A 23,136-nucleotide genomic window follows, 5' to 3' on the forward strand; every position below is an offset into this window, starting at 1 on the left:
CCGGGATCGGTGCCCGCTGCGAAACTAGTCAGAGAATGCGGCAGAACATCGACGGGCCTGAACAAAACCCGTCACGGTCGTGGCGTTTTCGGGAACGGTTCAGCGGACATGACCGGATTGTTGCAATGGCCGGCGTCAATGTGCCGGCGGATGCACGTCGAATTGTGACCCGTCTCGGGCAGCGGCGACTCAGTCGTCGAAGAGCCCGTGCGGCGGATCGGCGACGATACGGCCGGAGGCGAGGTCGACGGTCGGCACAGCCTCGCGCGTGAAGGGCAGCAGGACCGTGGACGACGTGCCGGGCGCCTGCACCTCCAGAAGGTCGGAGGCGCCGTGGTTCTGCACCGCCCGCACCCGGCCCAGCCGCGCGCCGCCGGTATCCACCACCTCGAGCCCGATCAGGTCGGCATGGTAGAACTCGTCATCCGGCAATTGCGGCAGCCTCTCGCGCGGGACATAGAGCCGCTCGCCCTTCAGCGCGTCGGCATCCTCCTTGGAGCGCACGCCGGAGAGCCGCGCCGCGAAGCCCTGGTTGATCGCCCGGACGATCTGCACCTCGAAGCTGCGCGCGCCGTCCTCGGACGCCAGCGGCGCGTAATCGGCGATGGCCTCGGGGTCGGCGGTGAAGCTCTTCAACCGCACCTCTCCGTGCACGCCGAAGGCGCCGCCGATGGCCCCCACACATATCCGGTTGTCGTCATCCATGCTGATCGGATTAGCGCGGCGCGAACCCGGCGCGCAAGCCCGCGCCGAGACGCCGCCGCCCGGTCAACCGCCGATGGAGAAGGTGCGCGTGATGCCGATGCGCGCGCCCCACTGGTCGTCCGAGCCGCGGCGCACGATCGGGCTGTCCTCGGCGTCGTTGCGGAAGACGTCGTAGGTCACCGCGCCTTCGATGCCCCAATTGTCGGAAAGCTGGTAGCGCATGCCAAACTCCAGCCCGGTGGACAGAAGGCCGCCGTCGGCGTCGTAGGCAGCATAGCGCGAGCCTGCAGCCTCGTCGTTGTCGATGCCGAAATAGGTGGAGGCGTATTCGTCCGAGCCATACAAGGCGCGCGGGCCGAAGGTCACGCGCAGCCGGTCGGTCGGACGCAGGATCGCATCGGCGCCCAGCTCGCCCACGATGCCCTCGTGCCCGCCGAAGCCGCGGCGGATGTCCCCGAAGACCATGTAGTTCTGCCCGGTGTAGCGCAGCCGCACCCCCAGCTCGACGGCCGCGTCGATGTCGTCCAGCCCGTCGAGATCGTCGAGATCGTCGAAGTCGCCCGAGTCACGCTCCCCGATATACCGGAACGACCCGCCGACGCCGAAGCCCCGCGCCTCGGCCCAGGGATCGGGGTTGCCGAAGCTGCGTCCGCCGAGCGAGAGGTGGTTCAGCGCAAAGCCGAGATCCGGCACCGCCGTGTATTCGTCCGAGCCGAAATATTCCGGCGCCGTGCCGACCCCGCCGCGCAGGGTGAAGACCAGACCCGGATCGGCCGACTGGGTGGAGATCACGGGCGCCGAGCCGTCCGTGGACTGTGCGGCGACGGAAGTTGCGCCAAGCGCGAGACACGCGGCGGCGGCGGCGATGCGGAACGTCATGTAGGTTTGTCCTTCGTGCCCTCTGGTCGGGATCGCAGGTAGTCTGACCTGCGATCCCGACCAGAGCAAGCGCGCCACCGTCACTGTTGCGTGGGAATCGCGCAACGGGCACCGACCTCAGTGCGCCGCGGCCCAGCTTCCCCCCTGCCCCGCCTCCACGACCAGCGGCACGTCGAGATGCACCACCGGATCGGCGGCCCCCTCCATCACCTCCTTGGCACGGGCGATGAGGTTCTCTGCGGCGTCTGCCTCGACCTCGAACAGAAGTTCGTCGTGGACCTGCAGCAGCATCTTCGCCTTCGTGCCGAGGGGCGCGATGGCGTCCGGCATCCGCACCATGGCGCGGCGGATGATGTCGGCGGCGGTGCCCTGGATCGGCGCGTTGATCGCGGCGCGGCGGGCGAACCCGGCACGCGGCCCCTTGGCGTTGATCTCGGGCGTATGGATCACCCGGCCGAACAGCGTCTCCACCCGGCCTTCCTTCTTCGCGAAGGCCACGGTGTCGTCCATGTAGGCCTTGATGCCGGGGAAGCGCTCGAAATAGCGGTCGATGAAGCCCTGCGCGTCGCCGCGCGGGATCCGCAGGTTGCGCGCGAGGCCGAAGCCCGAAATGCCGTAGATTACCCCGAAATTGATCGCCTTGGCCTGGCGGCGGATCTCGGGCGTCATGTCCTCCATCGGCACGTTGAACATCTCGGACGCGGTCATGGCGTGGATGTCCTGACCCTCCTGGAACGCCTGCTTCAGCGCCTCGATCCCTGCGACATGGGCGAGGATGCGCAGCTCGATCTGCGAATAGTCGAGGCTGACCAGCACGCGGCCGTCCTCGGGCACGAACGCCTCCCGGATGCGCCGCCCCTCTTCGGAGCGCACGGGGATATTCTGCAGGTTCGGCTCGGTCGAGGCGAGCCGGCCGGTATTGGCCCCGGCGATGGAGTACGACGTATGCACCCGCCCCGTGACCGGGTTGATATGCTCCTGCAGCGCATCGGTGTAGGTCGATTTCAGCTTGGACAGCTGCCGCCAGTCGAGGATGCGGCGCGGCAATTCGTGCTCCGTCGCTAGATCCTCCAGGATGTCGGCGCCGGTGGCGTAGGCACCGGTCTTGCCCTTCTTGCCGCCCTCGAGGCCCATCTTGTCGAACAGGATCTCGCCAAGCTGCTTGGGGCTGCCGACATTGAAGGTCTCGCCCGCAAGCTCGTGGATCTCGGCCTCGAGTCCCGCCATCTTCTGGCTGAACGCGGCGGACATGCGGGACAGCGTGTCGCGGTCGACCTTGATGCCGTGCATCTCCATCGTCGCGAGGACGGGGACGAGCGGCCGCTCCATCGTCTCGTAGACGCGGGTGACGCGGGCACGGTGAAGCTGCGGCTTGAAGAGCTGCCAGAGTCGCAGGGTGATGTCGGCATCTTCGGCGGCATAGCGGGTGGCGTCTTCGATGGGCACGAGATCGAAGGTCTTCTGCGCCTTGCCGGTGCCGATCACCTCCTTGATCGGGATCGGCTGGTGCGACAGGTAGCGTTCGGACAGAACGTCCATGCCGTGCCCGTGCGCGCCGCCGTTCATCGCGTAGGACATCAGCATCGTGTCGTCGATCGGCGCGATCTCGATCCCGCACCGGGCGAGGATCTTGGCGTCGTACTTCATGTTCTGGCCGATCTTCATGACCGCCGGATCTTCCAGCAGGTCCTTCAGCACGGCGAGCGCCGCGCCCTTCTCGACCTGGTCGGGCAGAATGTCCCCCGGCCCGAAAAGATCGCCGTCCCCTTCGGCCCGGTGGGCGAGCGGCACGTATGCCGCCTCCCCCGCCTCGATGCAGAGCGAGACGCCCACAAGCTCCGCCGTCATCTCGTTGAGGCCGGTGGTCTCGGTGTCGATGGCGACCCAGCCGCGTTCACGCGCCTTGCCGATCCAGGTGCCGAGCGTCTCCATGTCGCGGATGCAGATATAAGAGCCCACCTCGAAGGGCGGCTGCTCAGCCGGTGCGGTGTCCGCCGTCTCCGCCGCCTTCTCCGCGATGGTGGGGGCCTCGGTGCCCAGCGTCTCGGCGATACGGCGCGACAGCGACCGGAACTCCATCTCCGACAGGAAGCCGAGCAGCGCATCGGGATCCGGCGCACGCACCTCCAGATCCTCCAGCGCGAAGTCGAGCGGCGTGCGCTCGTCCAGCGTCACCAGCTTCTTGGACAGACGCACATCCTCGGCCGCCGCCGCGACCTTCGGCGCGACATTGCGGATCACCTTCTGCAGGTTGCGCATCCGCATCAGCTGCGCCGCGGCGTCGTTGCCCTTATCGGCCAGCGCCTCCAGCTCCTTGGGCGACAACTCGCCCACCTCCTCGCCCGAAAGGACGCGCACGATCTCGCCCGCATCGGCCTTGGAGCCGAGCTTGACCTTGCGCTCCAGCCTGCCCTCGACCTCGGCTGTCCACTCGTCGATTTCTGCCGCGAGGTCCCCGAGAATGCGCTCGCGCTCAGCCTCGTCGAAAAGCCCCTCCACCGGGCCGACCGCCTGCAAGAGCATCGACGCGGTCGGCACGCCCACGCCGCGCACGCCCGGTACGTTGTCGATGGTGTCCCCGGCGATGGCCTGAAGGTCGATCATCAGCTCAGGCCCGACGCCGAAGCGGGCGCGCACGCCGTCCGAATCGACGCGCTCGTCGGGCTTGCCCTGGATGCCGGGACGCTCGACCACGACCCCGTCGCGGACAAGCTGCATGAGGTCCTTGTCCGAGGACACGATGGTCACCGATCCGCCGGCCTCGCGCGCCTGCCGCGCCAGCGTGGCGATGATGTCGTCGGCCTCGAAGCCTTCGACCTCCTTACAGGCGATGTTGAACGCCTCGGTCGCGCGGCGGGTCAACGGGATCTGCGGGCGCAGGTCCTCCGGCATTTCCTCGCGGTTGGCCTTGTAGAGATCGTAAAGATCGTTGCGGAACGTGTGCGAGCCCTTGTCGAAGATCACCGCGATATGGGTGGGCGCATGCTCCCCGTGGTCGCGGCCGACATAGCGGCGCAGCATGTCGCAGAATCCCTGTACCGCGCCGACGGGCATCCCGTCCGACTTGCGCGTCAGCGGCGGCAGCGCGTGGAAGGCGCGGAAGATGAAGGCCGACCCGTCGATCAGGTGCAGGTGGCTGCCCTTGCCGAAACTCTCTGGCATTCCTCGTCTCCTGCCCGGTTGCCGCTGTGCCGGGTTCTGACACGATCCATCGCAAGCCGCCAGCGCTGCACCGACCGCAACGGGCCAACGTTTGGCGCCGGCGCGCTCCCGCGGATCAGCCGATCACCGCTTCGGCCACACCATCGGGCGCGAGCGCCGCGCACAGAAAGATCGCCACATAGAAGACGATGGAGGCGGCGACCACGAAGCCGTGCCAGATCGTGTTGTGATAGGGCAGGCGCGGGGCCATCAGGAACAGCGTGCCCGCCGAATAGAGCACCCCGCCCACCAGCATCAGCACGATCACCGAAAGGGGCAGCACCGCCAGCAGGTCGCGCCCGCCGATCACCACCGCCCAGCCCATGCCGAGGCAAATGCCGATCCCGACAAGCGCCGAGCGTTCACGCAGCACGAAGGACAAGGCCGTCGCGCCGGCCGCGGCCGTCCAGATCACCGTCAGAAGCGTGCCGCCCGCCCCCGACAGAAGCGCGAAGGGCGTGTACGTGCCGGCGATCTTGAAATGGATCGCCGAATGGTCGAGCCGGCGGAACAGCCCGGTCCAGCGCGGCCGGCCGACATGGTTGTAGAGCAGCGAGCAGAGAAGCATGAGAATCAGCGTCACGCCGTAGACCGACACGCCGGCGATCCCGGCCGCATCCCCGCGCCACACCGCGGTGAGCGTGATCAGCACCGGCACCGCCGCCAGCGCGAGCACGAGGGCGGCGACGTGCACGACCATGTCGCTCGCCTCCTCCGCCGGGGAGTAGGCACGCGTTTCGGTCGGTCGGGTCAGCTCGGCTCGGGCAGTGTCGTCCATACGTCGAAGATAACCGCTAAGCGCGCGGCGACAAAGTATGGCGGATCACACTTTGCCCTCGAAGTCGCGATGAATGAACTTGGCGTCGCAATAGCCGCATTCGACCCAGCCGACATCCTCCGCGATCTGCAACCAGACCCGCGGGTGGCCCAGCGCCCCCTCGCCGCCGTCGCAGGCCACGCGGTATGTGTCGACGATCTTGGTTTCTGGCGCGTCTTGGGCCATCACACTTCCCCTTTGGCGTCCCGGGCACTAGCTGCGCTTATGACCGACGGGCAGACAAGGGGCAAGACATGCACGGGAACGGCGGCGGCGACAGCGTCGACAACGGCACGGCCGGGGACGCGATCCGCATCGAGGGACTGACCAAGACCTATGCCGGACGCGGCGGCCAGCCCGCGAAGGAGGCGCTGCGCGGCGTCGATCTGACGGTGCCGCGCGGGTCGGTCTTCGGGCTTCTGGGTCCCAACGGTGCGGGCAAGTCGACGCTCATCAACATTCTCGCAGGGCTGGTGGTGAAGTCCTCTGGCAGCGTGCGGATCTGGGGCTGGGACCAGGACGTGAACCCGCGCCAGTCGCGCGCCTCGATCGGGGTGATGCCGCAGGAGCTCAATCTCGATCCGTTCTTCACCCCGCGCGGCGCGCTGGAGGTGCAGGCCGGGCTCTACGGTGTGCCGAAGGCGCGGCGCCGTTCGGACGAGATCCTCCGGATGGTCGGCCTCGAGGACAAGGCGGACGCCTATGCCCGCACGCTCTCGGGCGGCATGCGGCGGCGGCTGCTGCTGGCCAAGGCACTGGTGCACGCGCCGCACGTCCTGGTCCTCGACGAGCCGACGGCGGGCGTCGACATCGAACTTCGCCAGATGCTCTGGGAGAACGTGCGGCGCCTGAACGAGGAGCGCGGCATGACCGTGATCCTGACCACCCACTACCTCGAGGAAGCCGAGGAGATGTGCGGCGAGATCGCCATCATCGACGACGGCGCGGTGGTGGCACGCGACCGCACGTCCAGCCTGCTCGGCCAGATCGACGCCCGAACCATGGTGATCCAGCCCGAGGAGCACACCGATGCCCTGCCGAGCGGCCCGGGCCTCGAGGCCGAGCGGCGCGAGGACGGCTCCATCGCGGTGACCTACCACGCCGGTCAGACCGGTGCCGAGCGCGTTCTCGACGCGGTTCGCAGCGCCGGCATCCGCATCGCGGACGTGCGCACCGAACAGGCCGACCTCGAGGACGTGTTCCTGTCGCTCACCCGCGGCGCGCACCACCGTCGCTCCGCCTGACGGCCCCGCCGCGCCGGGCGGGGGCTCCGCCCCCTGCACCCCCCGGAGTATTTGAGGCCCAAAGAAGCCGGAAGACGCGTCTCTGGCTTCTTTGGGCGCCGAAATACTCCCGCCGGAGGCATCCGACCGTCCAACCGGGACCAAGCCCCAGGGGCCGCGCGTCACGCTGTCATGGGCGCGGTGCCGCCTGCCGAAGGCGGGCGGCGACAGATCCTGTGCCGCGGCACGCGGCGCCGCCGGATCAGTCGGCTGCGAGCATGCGGCCAAGCGGGCGGCCGGCGACGATGTGGACGTGCAGGTGCGGCACTTCCTGCACGCCGTGGCGGCCGGCATTGGAAATCAGGCGAAAGCCGTCGTCCTCCACGCCGGCCTGGCGGCAGACCTCGCCCACGGCGCGGATGTAATCGACGATCTCCGCCTCGGGCGCCGTCTGCGCGAAGTGGTCGAAGTTCACATAGGCACCCTTGGGGATCACCAGGATGTGGGTCGGCGCCTTCGGAGCGATGTCCCGGAACGCGAGGCTGTGCTCGGTCTCCAGCACGGTGTCGTTCGGGATCTCGCCCCGGAGGATCTTCGCGAAAATGTTCTCGGAGTCGTACGAATAGGCCATGGGATCCTCAATCGGCGAACAGGTGGTGGGTTTCCGCGATCTCGCGCGCCTTGTCATGGGGCACGCCCAGGAAACGCGCAAGCGGATCGGCGTTCACGTCGGGCGTGTCCCCCTCGCGGATGCGCAGCAGGTTGTCGAACGCGCCGTCGCGGATGCGATCGCTTTCGTGCATCATGTCGTTGCGGATCGTCGGCAGGAGCCGGCGCAGCGTCTCCGGCGGCGTTCGGTCGCCGGCCAGCCCCATCCGCATCGCCTGGCCGACGAGATAGCTGTCCGCGAACTCGCACTCGACCTCCAGCACCCTGGTCTGCGCCCGGTCGCGGCAGAAATCCTCCAGCAGGTCGAGGTTCGCGGGATCGAGGCAGACGATCAGCCGGTCGGTCTCGTAATAGTCGAAGAGCATCCGCACCAGCGCCCGCCGGTGGCGGTGCCGCTTGCCCAGCGTCGATTGCAGCCCACCGAGATCGGGCAGCGGCGTGGCCTCCTCGTTGAAGAGGTAGTCGATGCAGGGCAGGTTCGTCACCTGCCGGATCCGCTCCACCAGCCGCTTGGCGACGTGCCATTTCCTGCACACCACGATCATCAGCGCGCGCTCGCGGCCAAGCGAGCTTTCCGTTTCCCAGAAGCGGGGGGCGAAGCGGTGGCCGATGCGGCCCTTGGCGGTGAGGAACTCGAACAGCGTCCGTCCCTCGCCGGAGTCCCGGAAGCGCGCGCCCTCGGAGGAATAGAGCACGCCGAGCCGGCGGCGCAGCTCCGTCGCGTGCGGGCTGATCTTGCGCGCGAACAGAAAATCCTGGCCCAGAAGCAGGTCGTAGTGGTCGTTGTGGAACACCACCGGCATGCCGTAATCGGTGAACAGCAGGAAGGTGAGCGCGCGACCCTCGATCTCGGGCTCTGGCACGAGATGGCGCACCAGCGTCTGGAAGAACGTCTCGTCCGGGATCCAGGTCGACGCGAAGAAGCGCACCACGTCGCGCCGGCGCCGCACGAAGCCCAGCACCCGTTCGACGGTGCACCGGCGCAGGCACCACCATTGCGAGCCGATCATGATATCGAGATCGTCCGGGATCTTGCGCGTCAGGCCCAGCCGTTTCTGCGCCTCGAACATGGCATAGAACGCCGCCTTCGCGGTGCGTTCGTTGAACCAGTGGCGGTAGATCAGCCGCTCTTCCTTCCAGCCGGTCTTGATCCAGTCGGATTTGAAGTAATCGAAGCTCTCGATGTAATCGACATCGCGCCGGTCGAGGAATTCGTGCGCGTATTCGGCCGACTTGATCGCCATGCAATCGCCCGAGAGCATGTAGAAATGCGTTGCGCGCGGGAACGCCTCCACCGCCGCCTCGACGGCGCTCAGCGTCGCCTGCACGAGAGACCATTCCCCCCAGCCGCACCTGACGCGCTTTTTCGGGAAGACGACGTTCGGGTTATCGGCAAGCGCGCTGCGGATCTGCCGGTAGGCGGCGGCCGGCGCGCGGGCGTCGAAATGGATCGCCAAGCAATCGCCGACCGCCGTCAGGCTCTGCGCCTGTTTGACGATGGCCTCCGGGTCCTTGTGACACAGAAGGATGAAGGCGATCTTTGCCATGGCCTGCTAGAACTTTTGCCCTCTTTTCGGCGGATTGTTCATGTTGATAGTGATAAAGAGGCGTTGAATGAATACGCTTCGGTTTCTTTTTTGCGGCATCCGCAAGACGGCGCGAGACAGACGCCGACGTGGAGCGGATCGCACGAGGCGGGACGGGCAGGCATGGGGTTTCCGGGCACCTGGATGACCGAAAGCGAGAGCATGGTGTATCGGGTCGTGCCGAAATGCGCCTGCTCCACCATCGGGCAGATCATGTACTTCTCGGACCATGGGGCGTTCTTCGACGGCGACATCCACGACGCCACCGCCGGTCTGCACAAATGGGCGCGCGAGGACAGCCAACCGGCGATCCGCGCAAACGTCAAGACGCGCTCCGCCTACGCCTTCACCTGCGTGCGCAATCCCTACAGCCGCATCCTGTCGTCGTTCTTCGACAAGATCTGCGGCATCCAGCGCAACGGCAAGCGCTACCGCGGCAACCTCGTGCCGCTGCTGATCCAGAAATACGGGATCGAGGTCGGCGGCCCCGACGGGCAGGAGGCGTTCGACCAGATTCGCAGCTTCCGGCGATTCCTGCTGTTCGCGCGCGACACCATCCGCTGGCGCCGGCCGATGGAGCCCGACATCCACTGGTCGGCGATGTCGGGACATATCAGCACCTTCATCGTGAATGGCGGGCGCTACGACAAGATCTTCTGGACCGAAAGCTTCAACGACGGCATGGCCGAGGTGCTCGGGGCAACAGACACGCCGCAGCCCGTCGATCTGGCCACGATTCCCCGCTTCAACGAAAGCGAAGGGCATGGCCCCAAGCGCCTGCACCCGGTGGAGGACTATTTCGACGATCTCTCGATGCACCTGATGAAAGAGATCTACTGGCGCGATTTCCAGCTCTTCAAATACGATTTCGGCAATCCGGCCAACAAGATGCCGATCGGAGAGATCGACCTCGACGAGGTGCATGCCAAGCTGGGCGACTGACCCTGCGACACCGCCGCGCGTGACCCGCGGCGGATCGGTGCTAATGTTACCGGTGTAGATTTCGGGAACCCCGCCATGCGCTCTCTTCCGCCGCTCGTCGCTCTTTTCGTTCGCAACTGGATCGTCGGCTTCGCGCTGTCGGGGATCTTCGTCGGCCTGCTGATTGCCGGGGATGTGGCGGGCCTGCGCCACCTGATCCTTGGCTCCGCCGACGGCATGCTCGCGCTGTTCCTGCTGTGGTTCTTCAACGGCATCGTCTTTGCCGGCGCGCAGACCGGCGCGCGCATCTTCCTGATGGCCGAGGACGAAGGCGGCCACGGCGGCGGGCACCGTCCGCTCATTCCCGTGCGGGTGGCGGCCGAGGCCCGGCGCCCCGAGCGGGGCGCCCGGGCGGCATCACTCCGGCAGATCGGCGGACGGAATCATCGGGAAGAACCGCCCCTCTGACCAGAGGCCGAACCAGTTTTCGCCCTCCACCTCGTGATGGGCGCCGATCTCTGCCAGCCGATAGAAGCTCTTGCGGTCGATGAGCGCCTCCAGGTCGTCGCGGATCAGGATGTAGGGCGACGGCTCGCCCGTCTCGGGGTCGCGCTCCACCCGGATCGGGTGGTCGGGGCCGGCGACGGCGCTGTCGCCGACATGGGTGGTGAAGGTCAGCGCCTGCGCCTCGCCCGATCCTTCGGCGGTGAAATCGGTGGCCACGAAGGGCGCGTCGTCCACGGTGATGCCGACCTTTTCGGCGGGCGTGACAAGGAAGTATTTATCGTCCTCGCGTTTGAGTATCGACGAGAACAGCTTCACCAGTTCGAACCGGCCGATCGGCGTGCCGAGGTAGAACCACGTGCCGTCCCGTGCGATACGCATGTCCAGGTCGCCGCAGAACGGCGGATTCCACTTGTGCACTGGGGGCAGGCCCTTGCCCTTGGCAGCGCGCGCCGAGGCGGCGATCCCGTCGGCCGAGGGCGCCTCTGCGGGCGTCACGGAATTTTGTGATGTCATAGCTTTTGCCATTCCTTCCCGTCACGATACCATTCCCACTGATCTAATCGCCAAAGGAGCGTTGTCATGGCCGAGACCGAGGACCTGGTCACCGAGATCGAGGCGCTGGAGGCGAAGCTCGCCGAAGCGAGGACGGCGATCACCCGCCGCTTCATCGGCCAGGAACGGGTCGTGGACCTCACACTCTCGGCGCTTCTGTGCGGCGGGCATGGCCTTCTGATCGGTCTGCCGGGCCTCGGCAAGACTCGGCTGGTGGAGACGCTGTCGACGGTGATGGGCCTCAACGGCAACCGGGTGCAGTTCACGCCGGACCTGATGCCGGCGGACATCCTCGGCTCCGAGGTACTGGAGACCGGCACAGACGGCAGCCGCGCCTTCAAGTTCATCGAGGGGCCGATCTTCTGCCAGCTCCTGATGGCGGACGAGATCAACCGCGCGAGCCCACGCACGCAGTCCGCACTCCTTCAGGCGATGCAGGAAAAGGCGGTGACGGTCGCCGGCGAGACCCGCAAGCTCGACCAGCCGTTCCACGTCCTCGCCACGCAGAACCCGATCGAGCAGGAGGGTACCTATCCCCTGCCCGAGGCGCAGCTCGACCGGTTCCTGGTGCAGATCGACGTCGCCTACCCCGAGCGGGACACAGAACGCGACATCCTTCTCGCCACCACCGGGACGGAGGACGCCGAGGCGCACCAGGTCTTCGACGGGCCTTCGCTGATGGCCGCGCAGCACCTTCTGCGACGGATGCCGGTCGGCGAATCGGTCGTGGAGATGATCCTCGACCTCGTGCGCGCCTTCCGGCCCTCCGACCCCTCCGCACCCGAGCGTGTGCGCGACCTCGTCGCCTGGGGCCCCGGCCCGCGCGCTGCGCAGGCGCTGATGCTCACCGTGCGCGCCCGCGCGCTCTTGCAGGGCCGGCTCGCGCCGTCGCCCGAGGACGTCATCGACATGGCGCGCCCGGTTCTCGTCCACCGCATGGCGCTGACCTTCTCGGCCCGCGCGCGGGGCGAGGATCTCGGCCAGCTCATCAGTTCCGTCAGCGAAGGGCTTATGCGGACCGAGGCGGCTGCGTGACGCAGCCGCTCACCCTCCGCCAGCACAGCGAGGAGGAGGCGAGCGACCTTCCCGCCCTTCTCGCCCGCGCCGAAAAGCTCGCCGGCACCGTGCTCCTGGGAGAGCATGGCCGGCGCCGCGCCGGGCTTGGCGACGATTTCTGGCAATACCGTCCGATGGTCGCCGGCGACAGCTACCGCAACATCGACTGGCGCCGCTCCGCGCGCGGCGATTCGCAATTCGTGCGTGATCGCGAATGGCAGATCGCGCAATCGGTGCTGATGTGGGTCGACCAGGCGGCGTCGATGCGCTTCGCCTCCTCGGACAAGGTTCCCAGCAAGGCGGACCGCGCACGGCTGATCGCGCTCGCCACCACGATCCTGCTCATCCGAGGCGGCGAACGGGTGGGCCTGACCGGCTGGAGCCTGCCGCCGCGCGGTGGGCGCCCGCAGATCATGCGCCTCGCCGAAGCGTTCGCCACCGATACCGAAGACGATTATTCGGCGCCCGAGGCGCGGGGGATGTTGCCCCATGCCCGCGCCATGTTCGTGTCCGACTTCCTCGGCGATCTCGACCCGATCGAGGCGGCGCTGACCAAGGCCGCCGACCGCGGCGTGCGCGGAGTTCTGCTGCAGATCCTCGATCCCTCGGAAGAGGCGTTTCCCTTCGAGGGCCGCACCGTGTTCCAGTCGGTCGGCGGCGGCACGCGTCACGAGACGCTGAAGGCGAGCGACCTGCGCGGCCGCTACCTTGAGCGGTTGGCCGAGCGGAAGGATCGCCTTGACGAGCTGTGCCGCATCACCGGCTGGCAGTACGAGTGCCACCACACCGACACACCCGCGCAATCGGCCCTCCTGTGGGTCTGGCGCGCGATGGACGGAGGCAAGGGATGACCCTGTTCGGCGCACTCGGCTTCACCACGCCTTGGCTGCTGCTGGGGCTGCTGGCGCTGCCGATCCTGTGGGTCGTGCTGCGCGCGGTGCCGCCTGCGCCGGTGCGCCGGCTGTTTCCCGGCGTGGTCCTTCTGCTCGGCCTCAAAGACGAGGAACAGGTGAGTGACCGCACGCCGTGGTGGCTGCTGCTCTTGCGGATGCTGGCGGTCGCGGCGGTGATCGTCGGGCTCGCGGGGCCGATCCTCAACCCCGACCGGGATGCTGCGCCAGTGGGCGACCGGCCGCTCCTGATCGTGATGGATGCAAGCTGGGCCAGCGCCGGCGACTGGCGCGCCCGGTCCGAGGCGCTGGACGGCCTGCTCTCGCGCGCCGCACGCGACGATAGGGCTGTGGCGCTGCTGCGCCTGACCGCGCCCGAAGCGCCGATGTTCCAGAGCGCGAATGCCCTGCGGCAGCGCCTGTCGGGCATCCAGCCCGAGCCGTGGGAAACTGACACGGCGCGCATGGAAAGCGCCGCCGCGCGCCTGCCCGACGGCCCCTTCGACACCTACTGGTTCTCCGACGGGCTAGCCCGCGAAGGCCGCGAGGACATGCTTGCCGCGCTCGAAGCCGCGGGCAGCGTCACCGTCTACGAAAGCCCGCAGAGCCTTTATGCCCTCGCCCCCGCCCGCTTCGTCGACGGAAATGTTGCGCTCACCCTGAAGCGGCTGCGCCCGTCCGGCGAGCGGGAGGTGGTGGTGAACGCCGAAGGGCGCGACCCGGCCGGCAACCCGGCGACGCTGGCCACCCTGCCGATGACCTTCGCCGACGGCGCGGTGATCGCCGAAGGCGAGCTGTCCCTGCCGGCCGAACTTCGAGCCCGCGTCGACCGGTTCGAGGTCGCCACCACGCAGAGCGCCGGCGCCACCACCCTGTCGGACGACAGCCTGCGCCGCCGCGAGGTCGCGCTGATCGCCGGGACCGAGAACCGCGAGGGTCTAGAACTGCTCTCCCCCCTGCACTACCTGCAAGGCGCGCTGGAGCCGACCGCCGACCTGATCGACGGCGCATTGAGCGATGTCTTGCCCGCCAACCCCGACGTGATCGCCCTGGCGGACGTCGCCACGCTTGGAGGTGAGGCAGAGGCCGTGCGGGACTGGGTCGAGAACGGCGGCATGCTACTGCGCTTTGCCGGGCCGCGCCTGGCCGGCTCGGACGTCAGCCGAGGCGAGGAGGATCCGCTGATGCCGGTGCGCCTGCGCGCCGGCGGGCGCAGCGTCGGCGGCGCGATGAGCTGGGGGGAGCCGAAGTCGCTCGCCCCGTTCGACGCCGAAAGCCCATTCTTCGGGCTCGATATTCCCGAGGACGTCACAGTGAACGCGCAGGTCATGGCCCAGCCCGACCCGACGCTCGCCTCGCGCGTGATCGCGCAATTGTCGGACGGAACGCCGCTGGTCACCCGCAAGCGCGTCGGCCAGGGGCAGATCGTGCTCTTCCACGTCACCGCCAACGCCGAATGGTCGACGCTGCCGCTGTCGGGCCTGTTCGTGAGCATGCTGGAGCGGCTCGCGGTGTCCTCCATGCCCGCCCAGCCCGAGATCGAGGAACTTGAAGGCACCACATGGCAGCCGCAGATGGTGCTCGACGCCTTCGGCGACCTGCGCGACGCCGGCACCCTGCCCGGCGTGTCCGGGGAGGCGCTGGTCTCCGACCCGCTCGGCCCCGATCTGCGACCCGGCCTTTATGCCGGCGAGGATCGCAACCTCGCCCGCAACGTCGTCACAGCGGACACCGAACTGCGCCCGGTGACATGGCCCGACAGCGTCCCGGTCGAGGGGCTCGCCGGCCCAGAGGAGACGCCGCTCGCCGGGTGGCTTCTGGCGCTCGCCATCGCCATGCTGTTCGCCGATATCCTCGCCTCGCTGGCGCTGACGGGGCGTCTGCGGGGCTCTCGTGGCGCCCCGGCGGCGGCCGCAATCCTCGCCGCCGTGCTGATCCTGCCCGGCGGCGCCGAGGCCCAGGAGAGCCAGCCCACCGGCGACGACTTCGCGATCGAGGCGACGGCGGAGGTCACGCTCGCCCATGTCCTGACCGGCAACGAAAACGTCGACGAGGTCGCCGCTGCCGGCCTTCAGGGCCTGTCGGACACGCTGTTCTACCGCACGTCGGTCGAACCCGGAGAACCGCTCGGCGTCGATCTCGAAAACGACGAGCTGGCGTTCTTCCCGCTGCTCTACTGGCCGGTGACGCCCGACCAGCCGACCCCCTCGGGCGACGCCTACGCCAAGCTCAACGAATACCTGCGTTCGGGGGGCATGATCCTGTTCGACACGCGCGACGCCGACATCGCCGGGTTCGGCGCGGCCTCGCCCAACGGGCGCAAGCTGCAGGAACTGGCCGAACCGCTCGACATTCCGCCGCTGGAGCCGGTGCCGCAGGACCATGTCCTCACGCGGACCTTCTATCTCCTGCAGGACTTCCCCGGTCGCTACGTGGGCCGCGACGTCTGGGTGGAGGCCGCGCCGCCCGATGCCGAACTGGTGGACGGGATGCCCTTCCGCAACCTCAACGACAACGTCACGCCCGTGGTCATCGGCGGCAACGACTGGGCCTCGGCCTGGGCGGTGTCCGACAACGGCCAGCCGATGCTGCCGCTGGGCCGCGGCTTTTCCGGTGAGCGGCAGCGCGAGATCGCCTACCGCTTCGGCGTGAACCTCGTGATGCACGTGCTGACCGGCAACTACAAATCCGACCAGGTGCACGTCCCCGCCCTTCTCGACAGGCTTGGCCAATGACCGGAACGCTCGTCTACGACCCGCTGCTGCCCTGGATCGCGATCGGCGCGCTCGGGGGACTCGCCGCGCTCGGCGTGGTGCTCGCGCTCTGGCGCGGTCTGTCGGGCTGGGCGCTGCGCGCGCTGGCCGGGCTGGTGCTGGTCGCGGCGCTGGCGCAACCCTCCTGGCAGGTGGAGGATCGCGCGCCGCTCAACGACATCGTGCTGATGGTTGTGGACAAGAGCGCCTCCCAGACGCTCGCGGAGCGCGCCGGCGTGACCGAGGAGGCCGCGACCACGCTGGAGGCGGAGCTTGCCGGCCGCCCCAACACCGAGGTCCGCCGCGTCGAGGTGGGCGACGGCGAGGACGACGCCGGCACGCTGTTGATGACTGCCGTGTCCGAGGCGCTGGCCGAGGAACCGCCGGCGCAGGTCGCCGGAATCCTGCTCCTGTCCGACGGGCGGCTGCACGACCTCGACCGCGCGCCCGATCTGCCGGCGCCGATGCACCTTCTGATGACCGGACAGGAGGACGACTGGGACCGCCGCCTGATCGTGGAGAACGCGCCCGCCTTCGCCATCCTCGACGAGCCGGTCACCCTGACCGTCCGGGTGGAGGACGAGGGCGCCGCGCCGGAGGCCGCGCAGACGACCATCGACATCTCCGTCGACGGGGCGGAGCCGCAGACCTTCGACATCCCCATCGGCCAGAGCTTCGAATTGCCGATCACCCTGCCGCATGGCGGGCTGAACGTGATCCAGTTCACCGTGCCCGAGGCCAAGGGAGAGATCACCGACCGCAACAACACCGCGCTGGTGCAGATCAACGGCGTGCGCGACCGTCTGCGCGTTCTGCTGGTCTCGGGCGAGCCGCATGCCGGCGGCCGCACCTGGCGCAACCTGCTGAAATCCGACAGCTCCGTCGATCTTGTCCACTTCACCATCCTGCGCCCCCCGGAAAAGCAGGACGGCGTGCCGGTGAGCGAGCTGTCCCTCATCGCCTTCCCCACGCGGGAGCTGTTCCTCGAGAAGATCGACGATTTCGACCTGATCATCTTCGACCGCTACAAGCGGCGGGGCATCCTGCCGTCGATCTACCTCGACAACGTGCGGCAATACGTGGAGGAGGGCGGCGCGGTGCTGATCTCGGCCGGCCCCGACTTCGCCTCCGCCGACAGTCTGGCTCGCTCGCCCCTGGGCGAGGTGCTGCCGGCCGAACCGACTGCCCGCGTGATCAAGGAAGGCTTCCGGCCCGAGATCACCGAGTTGGGCGAGCGGCACCCCGTGACCGCCGGCCTGTCAAACGCCGAGGGCTGGGGCCGCTGGCTGCGCCAGATCGACGTGGAGCCCACCGACGCCGCCGAGGTGGTGATGTCGGGAGTGGAGGGCCGCCCCCTCCTCGTTCTGGACCGGATCGGAGAGGGGCGCGTGTCGCTCGTCGCCTCGGACCAGGCGTGGCTCTGGTCGCGCGGCTACGAGGGGGGCGGCCCGCAGCTCGAGCTTCTGCGCCGACTCGCCCACTGGATGATGAAGGAACCGGAGCTGGAGGAGGAGACGCTCCTCGCCCAGCCGACGGGCCAGACCATGCGGATCATCCGCCGCACGCTCGGCGACGAGGTCGGGCCGGTGACGATCACGCGCCCCGACGGCGAGACCGAGGAGATCACGCTCGAAGAGGTCGCGCCGGGCCGGTTCGAAGCGCTTTACGAAGGCCCGCAGATCGGCCTCTATCGCCTCGAGGAAGGCGAGCAGGAGGCGGTGGTCGGCCTCGGCCCCGCCGCCCCGCGCGAGTTCGAGCAGACCATCGCCACGGGCGACCTGCTTGAGCCGGTACTGGACCCGGTCGAAGGCGGCGTCGTGCGATTGGAAGAGGGCGTGCCGGACATCCGCGAGGTCAGTGCCGGGCGCCCGGCGGCGGGCCGCGGCTGGGTCGGCATCACCCCGCGCGACGCGTTCGAGACGCGCGATATTACCCAGGTGCCGGCCCTGCCCGCATGGGCGGTGCTGCTTCTGGCCGCGGGCCTCATCGTTGGCGCCTGGCTGCGGGAAGGGCGCCGCTAGAAACGAAAAAACCCCGGCGCACGGGGGCGCGGCCGGGGCGAGGTGAGCCTTTGGCAAGGCCGGGGGAACTACCAGCCGGCGGGGCCTTTCTCGCCGAATTCGTGCACGAGAAAGTCGATAAAGGCACGCACCTTGGGCTGCGTGAAGCGCCCCGGCGGATAGACCGCGTAGATGCCCTGCGTCTCCACCGGCAGATCGGGGATGGCGTCCTCCACCAGCCCCTTCTCCATCGCGTCGGCGTACAGGAACGACGGCAGGTAGGCGATTCCCAGCCCCGCGATGCAGGCGTTCAGCAGCGACTGCCCGTCATTGACCGACAGCCAGCCGGCGGTGCGGATCTGTCGCTTTTCGCCCGACGGCGCGGTCACCTTCCAGACATTGCCCGACGCCTGGTTGGAATAATGCAGCAGCTTGTGTTCGTTCAGATCGTCGATCCGGCTCGGACGGCCGAACTTCTGGAAATAGCTCGGGGACGCGATCATGCGCTTCGTCGTCTCGGTCAGCTTGCGCGCCCGCAGCGTCGAATCCTCAAGCTCGCCGATCCGCACGGCCATGTCGAAGCCTTCGGAGATCAGTTCCACGTAGCGGTTGTTCAACACCATGTTGACGGTGATGTCCGGGAACTCCGCCAGGAAATCGCCCAGCACGGGCGAGAGATGATTGACCCCGAAATCCGTCGCGACGGAGATCCGCAGAAGCCCCGACGGCGCCGACTGCATGGAGGTGACCAGCGCGTCGGCCTCCCCCGCGTCGTTCAGCACGCGCCGCGCGCGGTCGTAATAGGCCAGCCCGATCTCGGTCGGCGACACCCGCCGCGTGGTGCGGTTGAGAAGGCGCGCTCCCAGCCGCGCCTCGAGCGATGAGACATGCTTGGAGACGGCGGACTTGGAGATCCCCATCTTCTTGGCCGCATCGGTGAACCCGCCCTGGTCCACAACGGTGGCGAAGGCCTCCATCTCGGTGAGGCGGTCCATGCGCATCTCCTTCACTCGTTCGATTGTTCCAAGCTCGGGTATCGCGTCGAAACAAGGCAGAAAGACGGCTCGCCGCCGACAATAGGGGGGTGATAGGTGGCAATGTTTGAGGCGTCGAAACAACCCATATGCGCAATCGAATGTGGGAAGGCACACGTGACCGGTGCGTCTCCTGGGTGACGTGGCCGGCTCTGACGTCACGTTGACGTCGACAGAACGCGGGTGTCGTGAAAGCTGGACCCGCAAGGCAAGGGAGGCCCGCATGTCCGATCTCTACCCGCATCTGCTCTCGCCCCTCGATCTCGGCTTCACCACGCTGAAGAACCGGGTGCTCATGGGCTCCATGCACACCAACCTCGAAGAGGTCGGCGACTGGAACCGGGTGGCGGAGTTCTATGCCGCGCGCGCCCGCGGCGGCGCGGCGCTGATGGTCACCGGCGGCATGGCGCCGAACCGCGAAGGCGGCGTCTTTCCCGGGGCCGCAGGCCTCTTCACCGCCAAGGACATGGCCAACAACCGCTTCGTGACGGACCGCGTGCACGCCGAAGGCGGCAAGATCGCGATGCAGATTCTCCATGCCGGGCGTTACGCCTACGGGCCGGAATGCGTCGCACCCTCCCCTATCAAGTCGCCGATCTCTCCCTTCCCGCCGAAAGAGCTCGACGAGGACGGCATCGAGAAGCAGATCGCCGACATCGTCACCGCCGCCGCCCGCGCGCGCGAGGCCGGCTACGACGGGGTGGAGATCATGGGATCGGAGGGGTATTTCCTCAACCAGTTCCTGGTGACCCACACCAACAAGCGCACCGATCGCTGGGGCGGGTGTTACGAGAACCGCATGCGCCTGCCGGTGGAGGTCGTCCGCCGGGTGCGCGACGCGGTCGGCCCGGATTTCATCCTGATCTACCGCATCTCGATGATCGACCTCGTGCCGGACGGGTCCACCCATGACGAGGTCGTTGAGCTTGCCCAGGCCGTGGAAGCGGCGGGCGCGACGATCCTCAACACCGGCATCGGCTGGCACGAGGCGCGGGTGCCGACGATCGTCACATCGGTGCCGCGCCGCGCCTTCGCCTGGGTCACGCAGAAGATGATGGGCAAGGTCGGCATCCCCGTGATCACCTCGAACCGCATCAACACCCCCGAGGTGGCGGAGGACGTACTCGCCGAGGGCTGCGCCGACATGGTGTCGATGGCGCGCCCCTGGCTCGCCGACGAGGCCTTCGTGACGAAGGCGGCAGAGGGGCGCGCGCAGGAAATTGCGCCCTGCATCGCCTGCAACCAGGCCTGCCTAGATCACACCTTCCAGGGCAAGGTGTCGACCTGCCTCGTCAATCCGCGCGCCTGCCACGAGACCGAGATCCGCATCGAGAAGACCACGGCGCCGCGCGCCATCGCGGTGGTCGGGGCCGGCCCGGCGGGCCTGTCGGCGGCGATCACCGCGGCCGAGCGCGGGCACAGCGTGACGCTCTTCGACCGTGCCGAAGAGATCGGCGGGCAGCTCAACCTCGCCAAGCAGATCCCCGGCAAAGAGGAGTTCTGGGGCCTCGTCGACTGGTTCCGCACGATGACCGAGCGAAACGGGGTCGCGCTGCGCCTCGGCACGGAGGCGACGGCGGAGACGCTCGCGGGCTTTGACGCGGTGGTCGTCGCGACCGGCGTCAGCCCGCGCGATCCGGGGATCGAGGGGCAGGACGCGCCGAATGTCCTGAGCTATGTCGACGTGCTGACGCGGAAGGCCGCGCCCGGCAAGCGCGTCGCCGTGGTCGGTGCCGGCGGGATCGGCTTCGACGTGTCGGAATTTCTCGTCATGGAGGGCACGAGCCCCACGGTCAGCCTGCCTGACTGGATGCGCGAATGGGGCGTGGTCGACCCCGAAGAGGCACGGTCGGGCCTCGCCCCGGAAGGCCCGCAGCCCCATGCCCCGGCGCGGGCGGTCACGATGCTGCAACGCAAGGCGGAAAAGCCGGGCAAGCGTCTGGGCAAGACCACCGGCTGGATCCACCGGGCGGGGTTGCAGATGAAAGCGGTGCAGATGAAGACCGGCGTGAATTACGAACGCATCGACGCCGAGGGGCTGCACATCTCCTACGGCGACGCGCGCGAGCGGCCCGAGGTGATCGAATGCGACACAATCGTCCTGTGTGCCGGTCAGGTGAGCGAGCGCAGCCTCGCCGATGCGCTGGCGTCAGCGGGCACAGAGGTCCACGTGATCGGCGGCGCCGACGTGGCGGCAGAACTCGACGCCAAGCGCGCCATCGACCAGGGCACACGCCTTGCCGCAACCCTGTGATCGCGGGAACGGGGCGGTTCGCCACGCGTTGTACAGTCAAGCAGGGCCGAAAAGGCTAGCTCTCTGGAAACAAACGCGAAAAGGAGGCATTTCATGCCCCGTATCAGCGACTCCAAAATACTCATCGTGGCCACCCACGGATTCGAGCAATCCGAACTCGAAGTTCCGCGCGACCAGCTCCGCGACCGCGGCGCGTCTGTCCATGTCGTTTCGCTCGACGGCGAGACGATCAAGGGCTGGGACGGCGACGACTGGGGCCATACCGTGCCCGTCGACGGCGGTATCTCGGACGTCAATCCGGGCGATTACGACGCGCTCGTTCTGCCGGGCGGCCAGATCAACCCCGACATCCTGCGCGTGAACGACAAGGTGATGACGGCGGTCAACGCCTTCTTCGATCAGGGCAAGACCATCGCCGCGATCTGCCACGCGCCGTGGATCCTCGTCGAGGCCGGCATTCTCAAGGGCCGTCAGGCGACGTCCTACAAGTCCATCGCGACGGACGTGAAGAACGCGGGCGCGCACTGGGTCGACCAGACGGTGGTGGCCGACAACGGAATCGTCACCAGCCGGAACCCTGGCGACCTTGATGCGTTTGTAAGCAAGATCGTCGAGGAGATTGAGGAAGGCAAGCACGAGCGCAAGGCCGCCTGAGTCTCCGAGACATCCCTCATGTGTTCCCTTCGGCCCGGATGCGTTTCCCCCGCATCCGGGCCATTTCTTTGTCGGGGCGCGCGGGCACGGCCAATAGCTGAAACGAAAAAGAGCCCCGGCCGGTGGCCGAGGCTCTTTCCTTGTGGCTCGGGGCTCCGCCCGTTCGCGCCTGAAACGCTCCCCCGGAGCGTTTCCGAGACGGCGCTCACCCTTTCATCGCATCCCAGAAGCTCTTCACGCTCTTGAAGAAGCTCTTGGACTCCGGGTTGTTGTCCTCGGACAGCGAGTCGAACTCCTTCAGAAGCTCCTTCTGGCGCGAGGTCAGGTTGACCGGCGTCTCGACCGCGAGTTCGATGAACATGTCGCCGTGCCCGCCGCCGCGCAGCGCCGGCATACCCTTGCTGCGCAGGCGCATCTGGCGGCCCGATTGCGACCCGGCCGGGATCGACACGCGGCTGCGGCCGCCCGCGATGGTCGGCACCTCGATGTCGCCGCCAAGCGCCGCCGTGGCCATCGACACCGGCACGCGGCATTGCAGGTTCACGCCCTCGCGATCGAAGATGTCGTGCCGCTCGACCTCCACGAAGATGTAGAGATCGCCCGGCGGGCCGCCGCGCATCCCCGCCTCGCCTTCACCGGCGAGCCGGATGCGGGTGCCGGTTTCCACGCCCGGGGGCACGTTGATCGACAGCGCACGCTCTTTCTGCACGCGGCCATTTCCGCCGCAGGTGGTGCAGGGGTTCTTGATGATCTGGCCGAGGCCGGAACAGGTCGGACAGGTCCGTTCGACCGTGAAGAACCCTTGCGTCGCGCGCACCTTGCCCATGCCCGAACAGGTCGGGCAGGTCGTCGGCTCCGCCCCGCCTTCGGCGCCGGAGCCCGAGCAGGCGCCGCACTGGACCGAGGTCGGCACTGTGATCGTCTTGGACAGGCCGTTATAAGCCTCCTCCAGCGTCACGCGCAGATTGTAGCGCAGGTCCGACCCGCGCGCCGCGCGGCTGCGGCCGCCGCGGCCACCGCCCATGAAGTCGCCGAAGAGGTCGTCGAAGACGTCCGAGAAGGCCGATGCGAAATCGCCCTGTCCGGCTCCGCCGCCCATACCGCCGGGCCGGCCGCCACCGCCGCCGCCCATGCCGCCTTCAAACGCGGAATGGCCGAAGCGGTCATAGGCCGCCTTTCTGTCGCCGTCCTTGAGGACGTCATAAGCCTCGTTGACTTCCTTGAACTGCGTCTCGGCATCGGGATTGTCGGCGTTGCGGTCGGGGTGCAGCTCCTTCGCCTTCTTGCGATAGGCCTTCTTGATCTCGTCCGCGGAGGCGCCCTTGTTCAGGCCGAGAACGTCGTAGTAATCACGCTTGGACATTCATGCCCTCCTTCTGGGGCAAGCGGGCCCGCGGAACGTGCGCGGGGCCGGCCCGGTGTCCGGACCGGCCCC

The 23,136-nt window shown here is 68.0% G+C and carries 19 protein-coding genes; 9 read left to right on the top strand and 10 right to left on the bottom strand.

The annotated features are described in order from the left end of the window. Positions 1-189 precede the first annotated feature (189 nt). The 5 genes from rimM to F3H57_RS16065 form a co-directional block, all read right to left on the bottom strand. Positions 190-705 (bottom strand): ribosome maturation factor RimM, encoded by a 516-nt coding sequence (gene rimM, locus F3H57_RS16045; protein ID WP_149756939.1) that lies wholly within the window; start codon positions 703-705, stop codon positions 190-192. Positions 706-768: 63 nt separating this feature from the next. Then, the gene (locus F3H57_RS16050; RefSeq protein WP_149756940.1) at positions 769-1,584 is read right to left on the bottom strand and encodes a MipA/OmpV family protein; all 816 of its coding nucleotides are present in this window, start codon (positions 1,582-1,584) and stop codon (positions 769-771) included. A gap of 117 nt (positions 1,585-1,701) precedes the next feature. Continuing rightward, complete coding sequence (gene polA / locus F3H57_RS16055; RefSeq protein ID WP_149756941.1) at positions 1,702-4,746, bottom strand: DNA polymerase I; 3,045 nt, start codon at positions 4,744-4,746, stop codon at positions 1,702-1,704. Between the two features lie 115 nt (positions 4,747-4,861). After that, positions 4,862-5,563, bottom strand: a complete 702-nt coding sequence (trhA, locus tag F3H57_RS16060) for a PAQR family membrane homeostasis protein TrhA (protein WP_149756942.1) — start codon at positions 5,561-5,563, stop codon at positions 4,862-4,864. Positions 5,564-5,608: 45 nt separating this feature from the next. Continuing rightward, positions 5,609-5,788, bottom strand: coding sequence for a zinc-finger domain-containing protein (locus F3H57_RS16065; RefSeq protein WP_149756943.1), 180 nt, complete (start codon positions 5,786-5,788; stop codon positions 5,609-5,611). A gap of 68 nt (positions 5,789-5,856) precedes the next feature. On the opposite strand from F3H57_RS16065, the gene F3H57_RS16070 reads away from it, so the two are divergent. Next, on the top strand, positions 5,857-6,846 hold the full coding sequence (locus F3H57_RS16070) for an ABC transporter ATP-binding protein (RefSeq protein WP_149756944.1): 990 nt from the start codon (positions 5,857-5,859) through the stop codon (positions 6,844-6,846). 241 nt (positions 6,847-7,087) lie between these two features. Here the strand turns inward: F3H57_RS16070 and F3H57_RS16075 are convergent, their stop codons facing one another. Next, positions 7,088-7,456, bottom strand: coding sequence for a histidine triad nucleotide-binding protein (locus F3H57_RS16075; RefSeq protein ID WP_149756945.1), 369 nt, complete (start codon positions 7,454-7,456; stop codon positions 7,088-7,090). 7 nt (positions 7,457-7,463) lie between these two features. After that, on the bottom strand, positions 7,464-9,041 hold the full coding sequence (locus F3H57_RS16080) for a DUF5928 domain-containing protein (RefSeq protein WP_149756946.1): 1,578 nt from the start codon (positions 9,039-9,041) through the stop codon (positions 7,464-7,466). A gap of 162 nt (positions 9,042-9,203) precedes the next feature. Between F3H57_RS16080 and F3H57_RS16085 the strand changes: the two genes are divergently transcribed. Together F3H57_RS16085 and F3H57_RS16090 are read left to right on the top strand one after the other, a co-directional pair. Then, entirely contained in the window at positions 9,204-10,022 is an 819-nt protein-coding gene (locus F3H57_RS16085) for a sulfotransferase family protein (protein ID WP_149756947.1), read from the top strand. Between the two features lie 75 nt (positions 10,023-10,097). Then, positions 10,098-10,469, top strand: coding sequence for a hypothetical protein (locus F3H57_RS16090; RefSeq protein WP_188129713.1), 372 nt, complete (start codon positions 10,098-10,100; stop codon positions 10,467-10,469). On the opposite strand, the gene F3H57_RS16095 is transcribed toward F3H57_RS16090, so the two are convergent. Then, positions 10,419-11,021 carry a DUF1285 domain-containing protein gene (locus F3H57_RS16095; RefSeq protein ID WP_149756948.1) on the bottom strand — a complete coding sequence of 201 codons (603 nt, stop codon included), beginning with the start codon at positions 11,019-11,021 and terminating at the stop codon, positions 10,419-10,421. The genes F3H57_RS16090 and F3H57_RS16095 overlap by 51 nt on opposite strands. Before the next feature lie 66 nt (positions 11,022-11,087). Between F3H57_RS16095 and F3H57_RS16100 the strand changes: the two genes are divergently transcribed. The 4 genes from F3H57_RS16100 to F3H57_RS16115 are packed head-to-tail and all read left to right on the top strand — an operon-like array spanning position 11,088 to position 17,780. After that, positions 11,088-12,095 carry an AAA family ATPase gene (locus F3H57_RS16100; protein WP_149756949.1) on the top strand — a complete coding sequence of 336 codons (1,008 nt, stop codon included), beginning with the start codon at positions 11,088-11,090 and terminating at the stop codon, positions 12,093-12,095. Further along, a complete protein-coding gene (locus F3H57_RS16105; RefSeq protein ID WP_149756950.1) occupies positions 12,092-12,967 on the top strand; it encodes a DUF58 domain-containing protein in 876 nt (291 codons plus the stop codon). The genes F3H57_RS16100 and F3H57_RS16105 overlap by 4 nt, the downstream gene beginning before the upstream one ends. Continuing rightward, entirely contained in the window at positions 12,964-15,741 is a 2,778-nt protein-coding gene (locus tag F3H57_RS16110) for a DUF4159 domain-containing protein (protein WP_149756951.1), read from the top strand. The genes F3H57_RS16105 and F3H57_RS16110 overlap by 4 nt, the downstream gene beginning before the upstream one ends. Next, the gene (locus tag F3H57_RS16115) at positions 15,738-17,780 is read left to right on the top strand and encodes a glutamine amidotransferase (RefSeq protein WP_149756952.1); all 2,043 of its coding nucleotides are present in this window, start codon (positions 15,738-15,740) and stop codon (positions 17,778-17,780) included. The genes F3H57_RS16110 and F3H57_RS16115 overlap by 4 nt, the downstream gene beginning before the upstream one ends. A gap of 68 nt (positions 17,781-17,848) precedes the next feature. On the opposite strand, the gene F3H57_RS16120 is transcribed toward F3H57_RS16115, so the two are convergent. Beyond that, complete coding sequence (locus F3H57_RS16120; protein WP_149756953.1) at positions 17,849-18,754, bottom strand: LysR family transcriptional regulator; 906 nt, start codon at positions 18,752-18,754, stop codon at positions 17,849-17,851. Positions 18,755-19,016: 262 nt separating this feature from the next. On the opposite strand from F3H57_RS16120, the gene F3H57_RS16125 reads away from it, so the two are divergent. Both F3H57_RS16125 and F3H57_RS16130 read left to right on the top strand, forming a co-directional pair. Further along, positions 19,017-21,047: an NADPH-dependent 2,4-dienoyl-CoA reductase gene (locus tag F3H57_RS16125; protein ID WP_149756954.1), complete on the top strand. Its 2,031-nt coding sequence runs from the start codon at positions 19,017-19,019 to the stop codon at positions 21,045-21,047. Between the two features lie 93 nt (positions 21,048-21,140). After that, complete coding sequence (locus F3H57_RS16130) at positions 21,141-21,701, top strand: type 1 glutamine amidotransferase domain-containing protein (RefSeq protein WP_149756955.1); 561 nt, start codon at positions 21,141-21,143, stop codon at positions 21,699-21,701. 205 nt (positions 21,702-21,906) lie between these two features. Here F3H57_RS16130 and dnaJ read toward each other — a convergent pair whose 3' ends face one another. Then, positions 21,907-23,064 carry a molecular chaperone DnaJ gene (gene dnaJ, locus F3H57_RS16135; protein ID WP_149756956.1) on the bottom strand — a complete coding sequence of 386 codons (1,158 nt, stop codon included), beginning with the start codon at positions 23,062-23,064 and terminating at the stop codon, positions 21,907-21,909. Positions 23,065-23,136: the final 72 nt, after the last annotated feature.

Source organism: Roseivivax sediminis (assembly GCF_900112685.1).
GTDB classification, from domain to species: Bacteria; Pseudomonadota; Alphaproteobacteria; order Rhodobacterales; family Rhodobacteraceae; genus Roseivivax; species Roseivivax sediminis.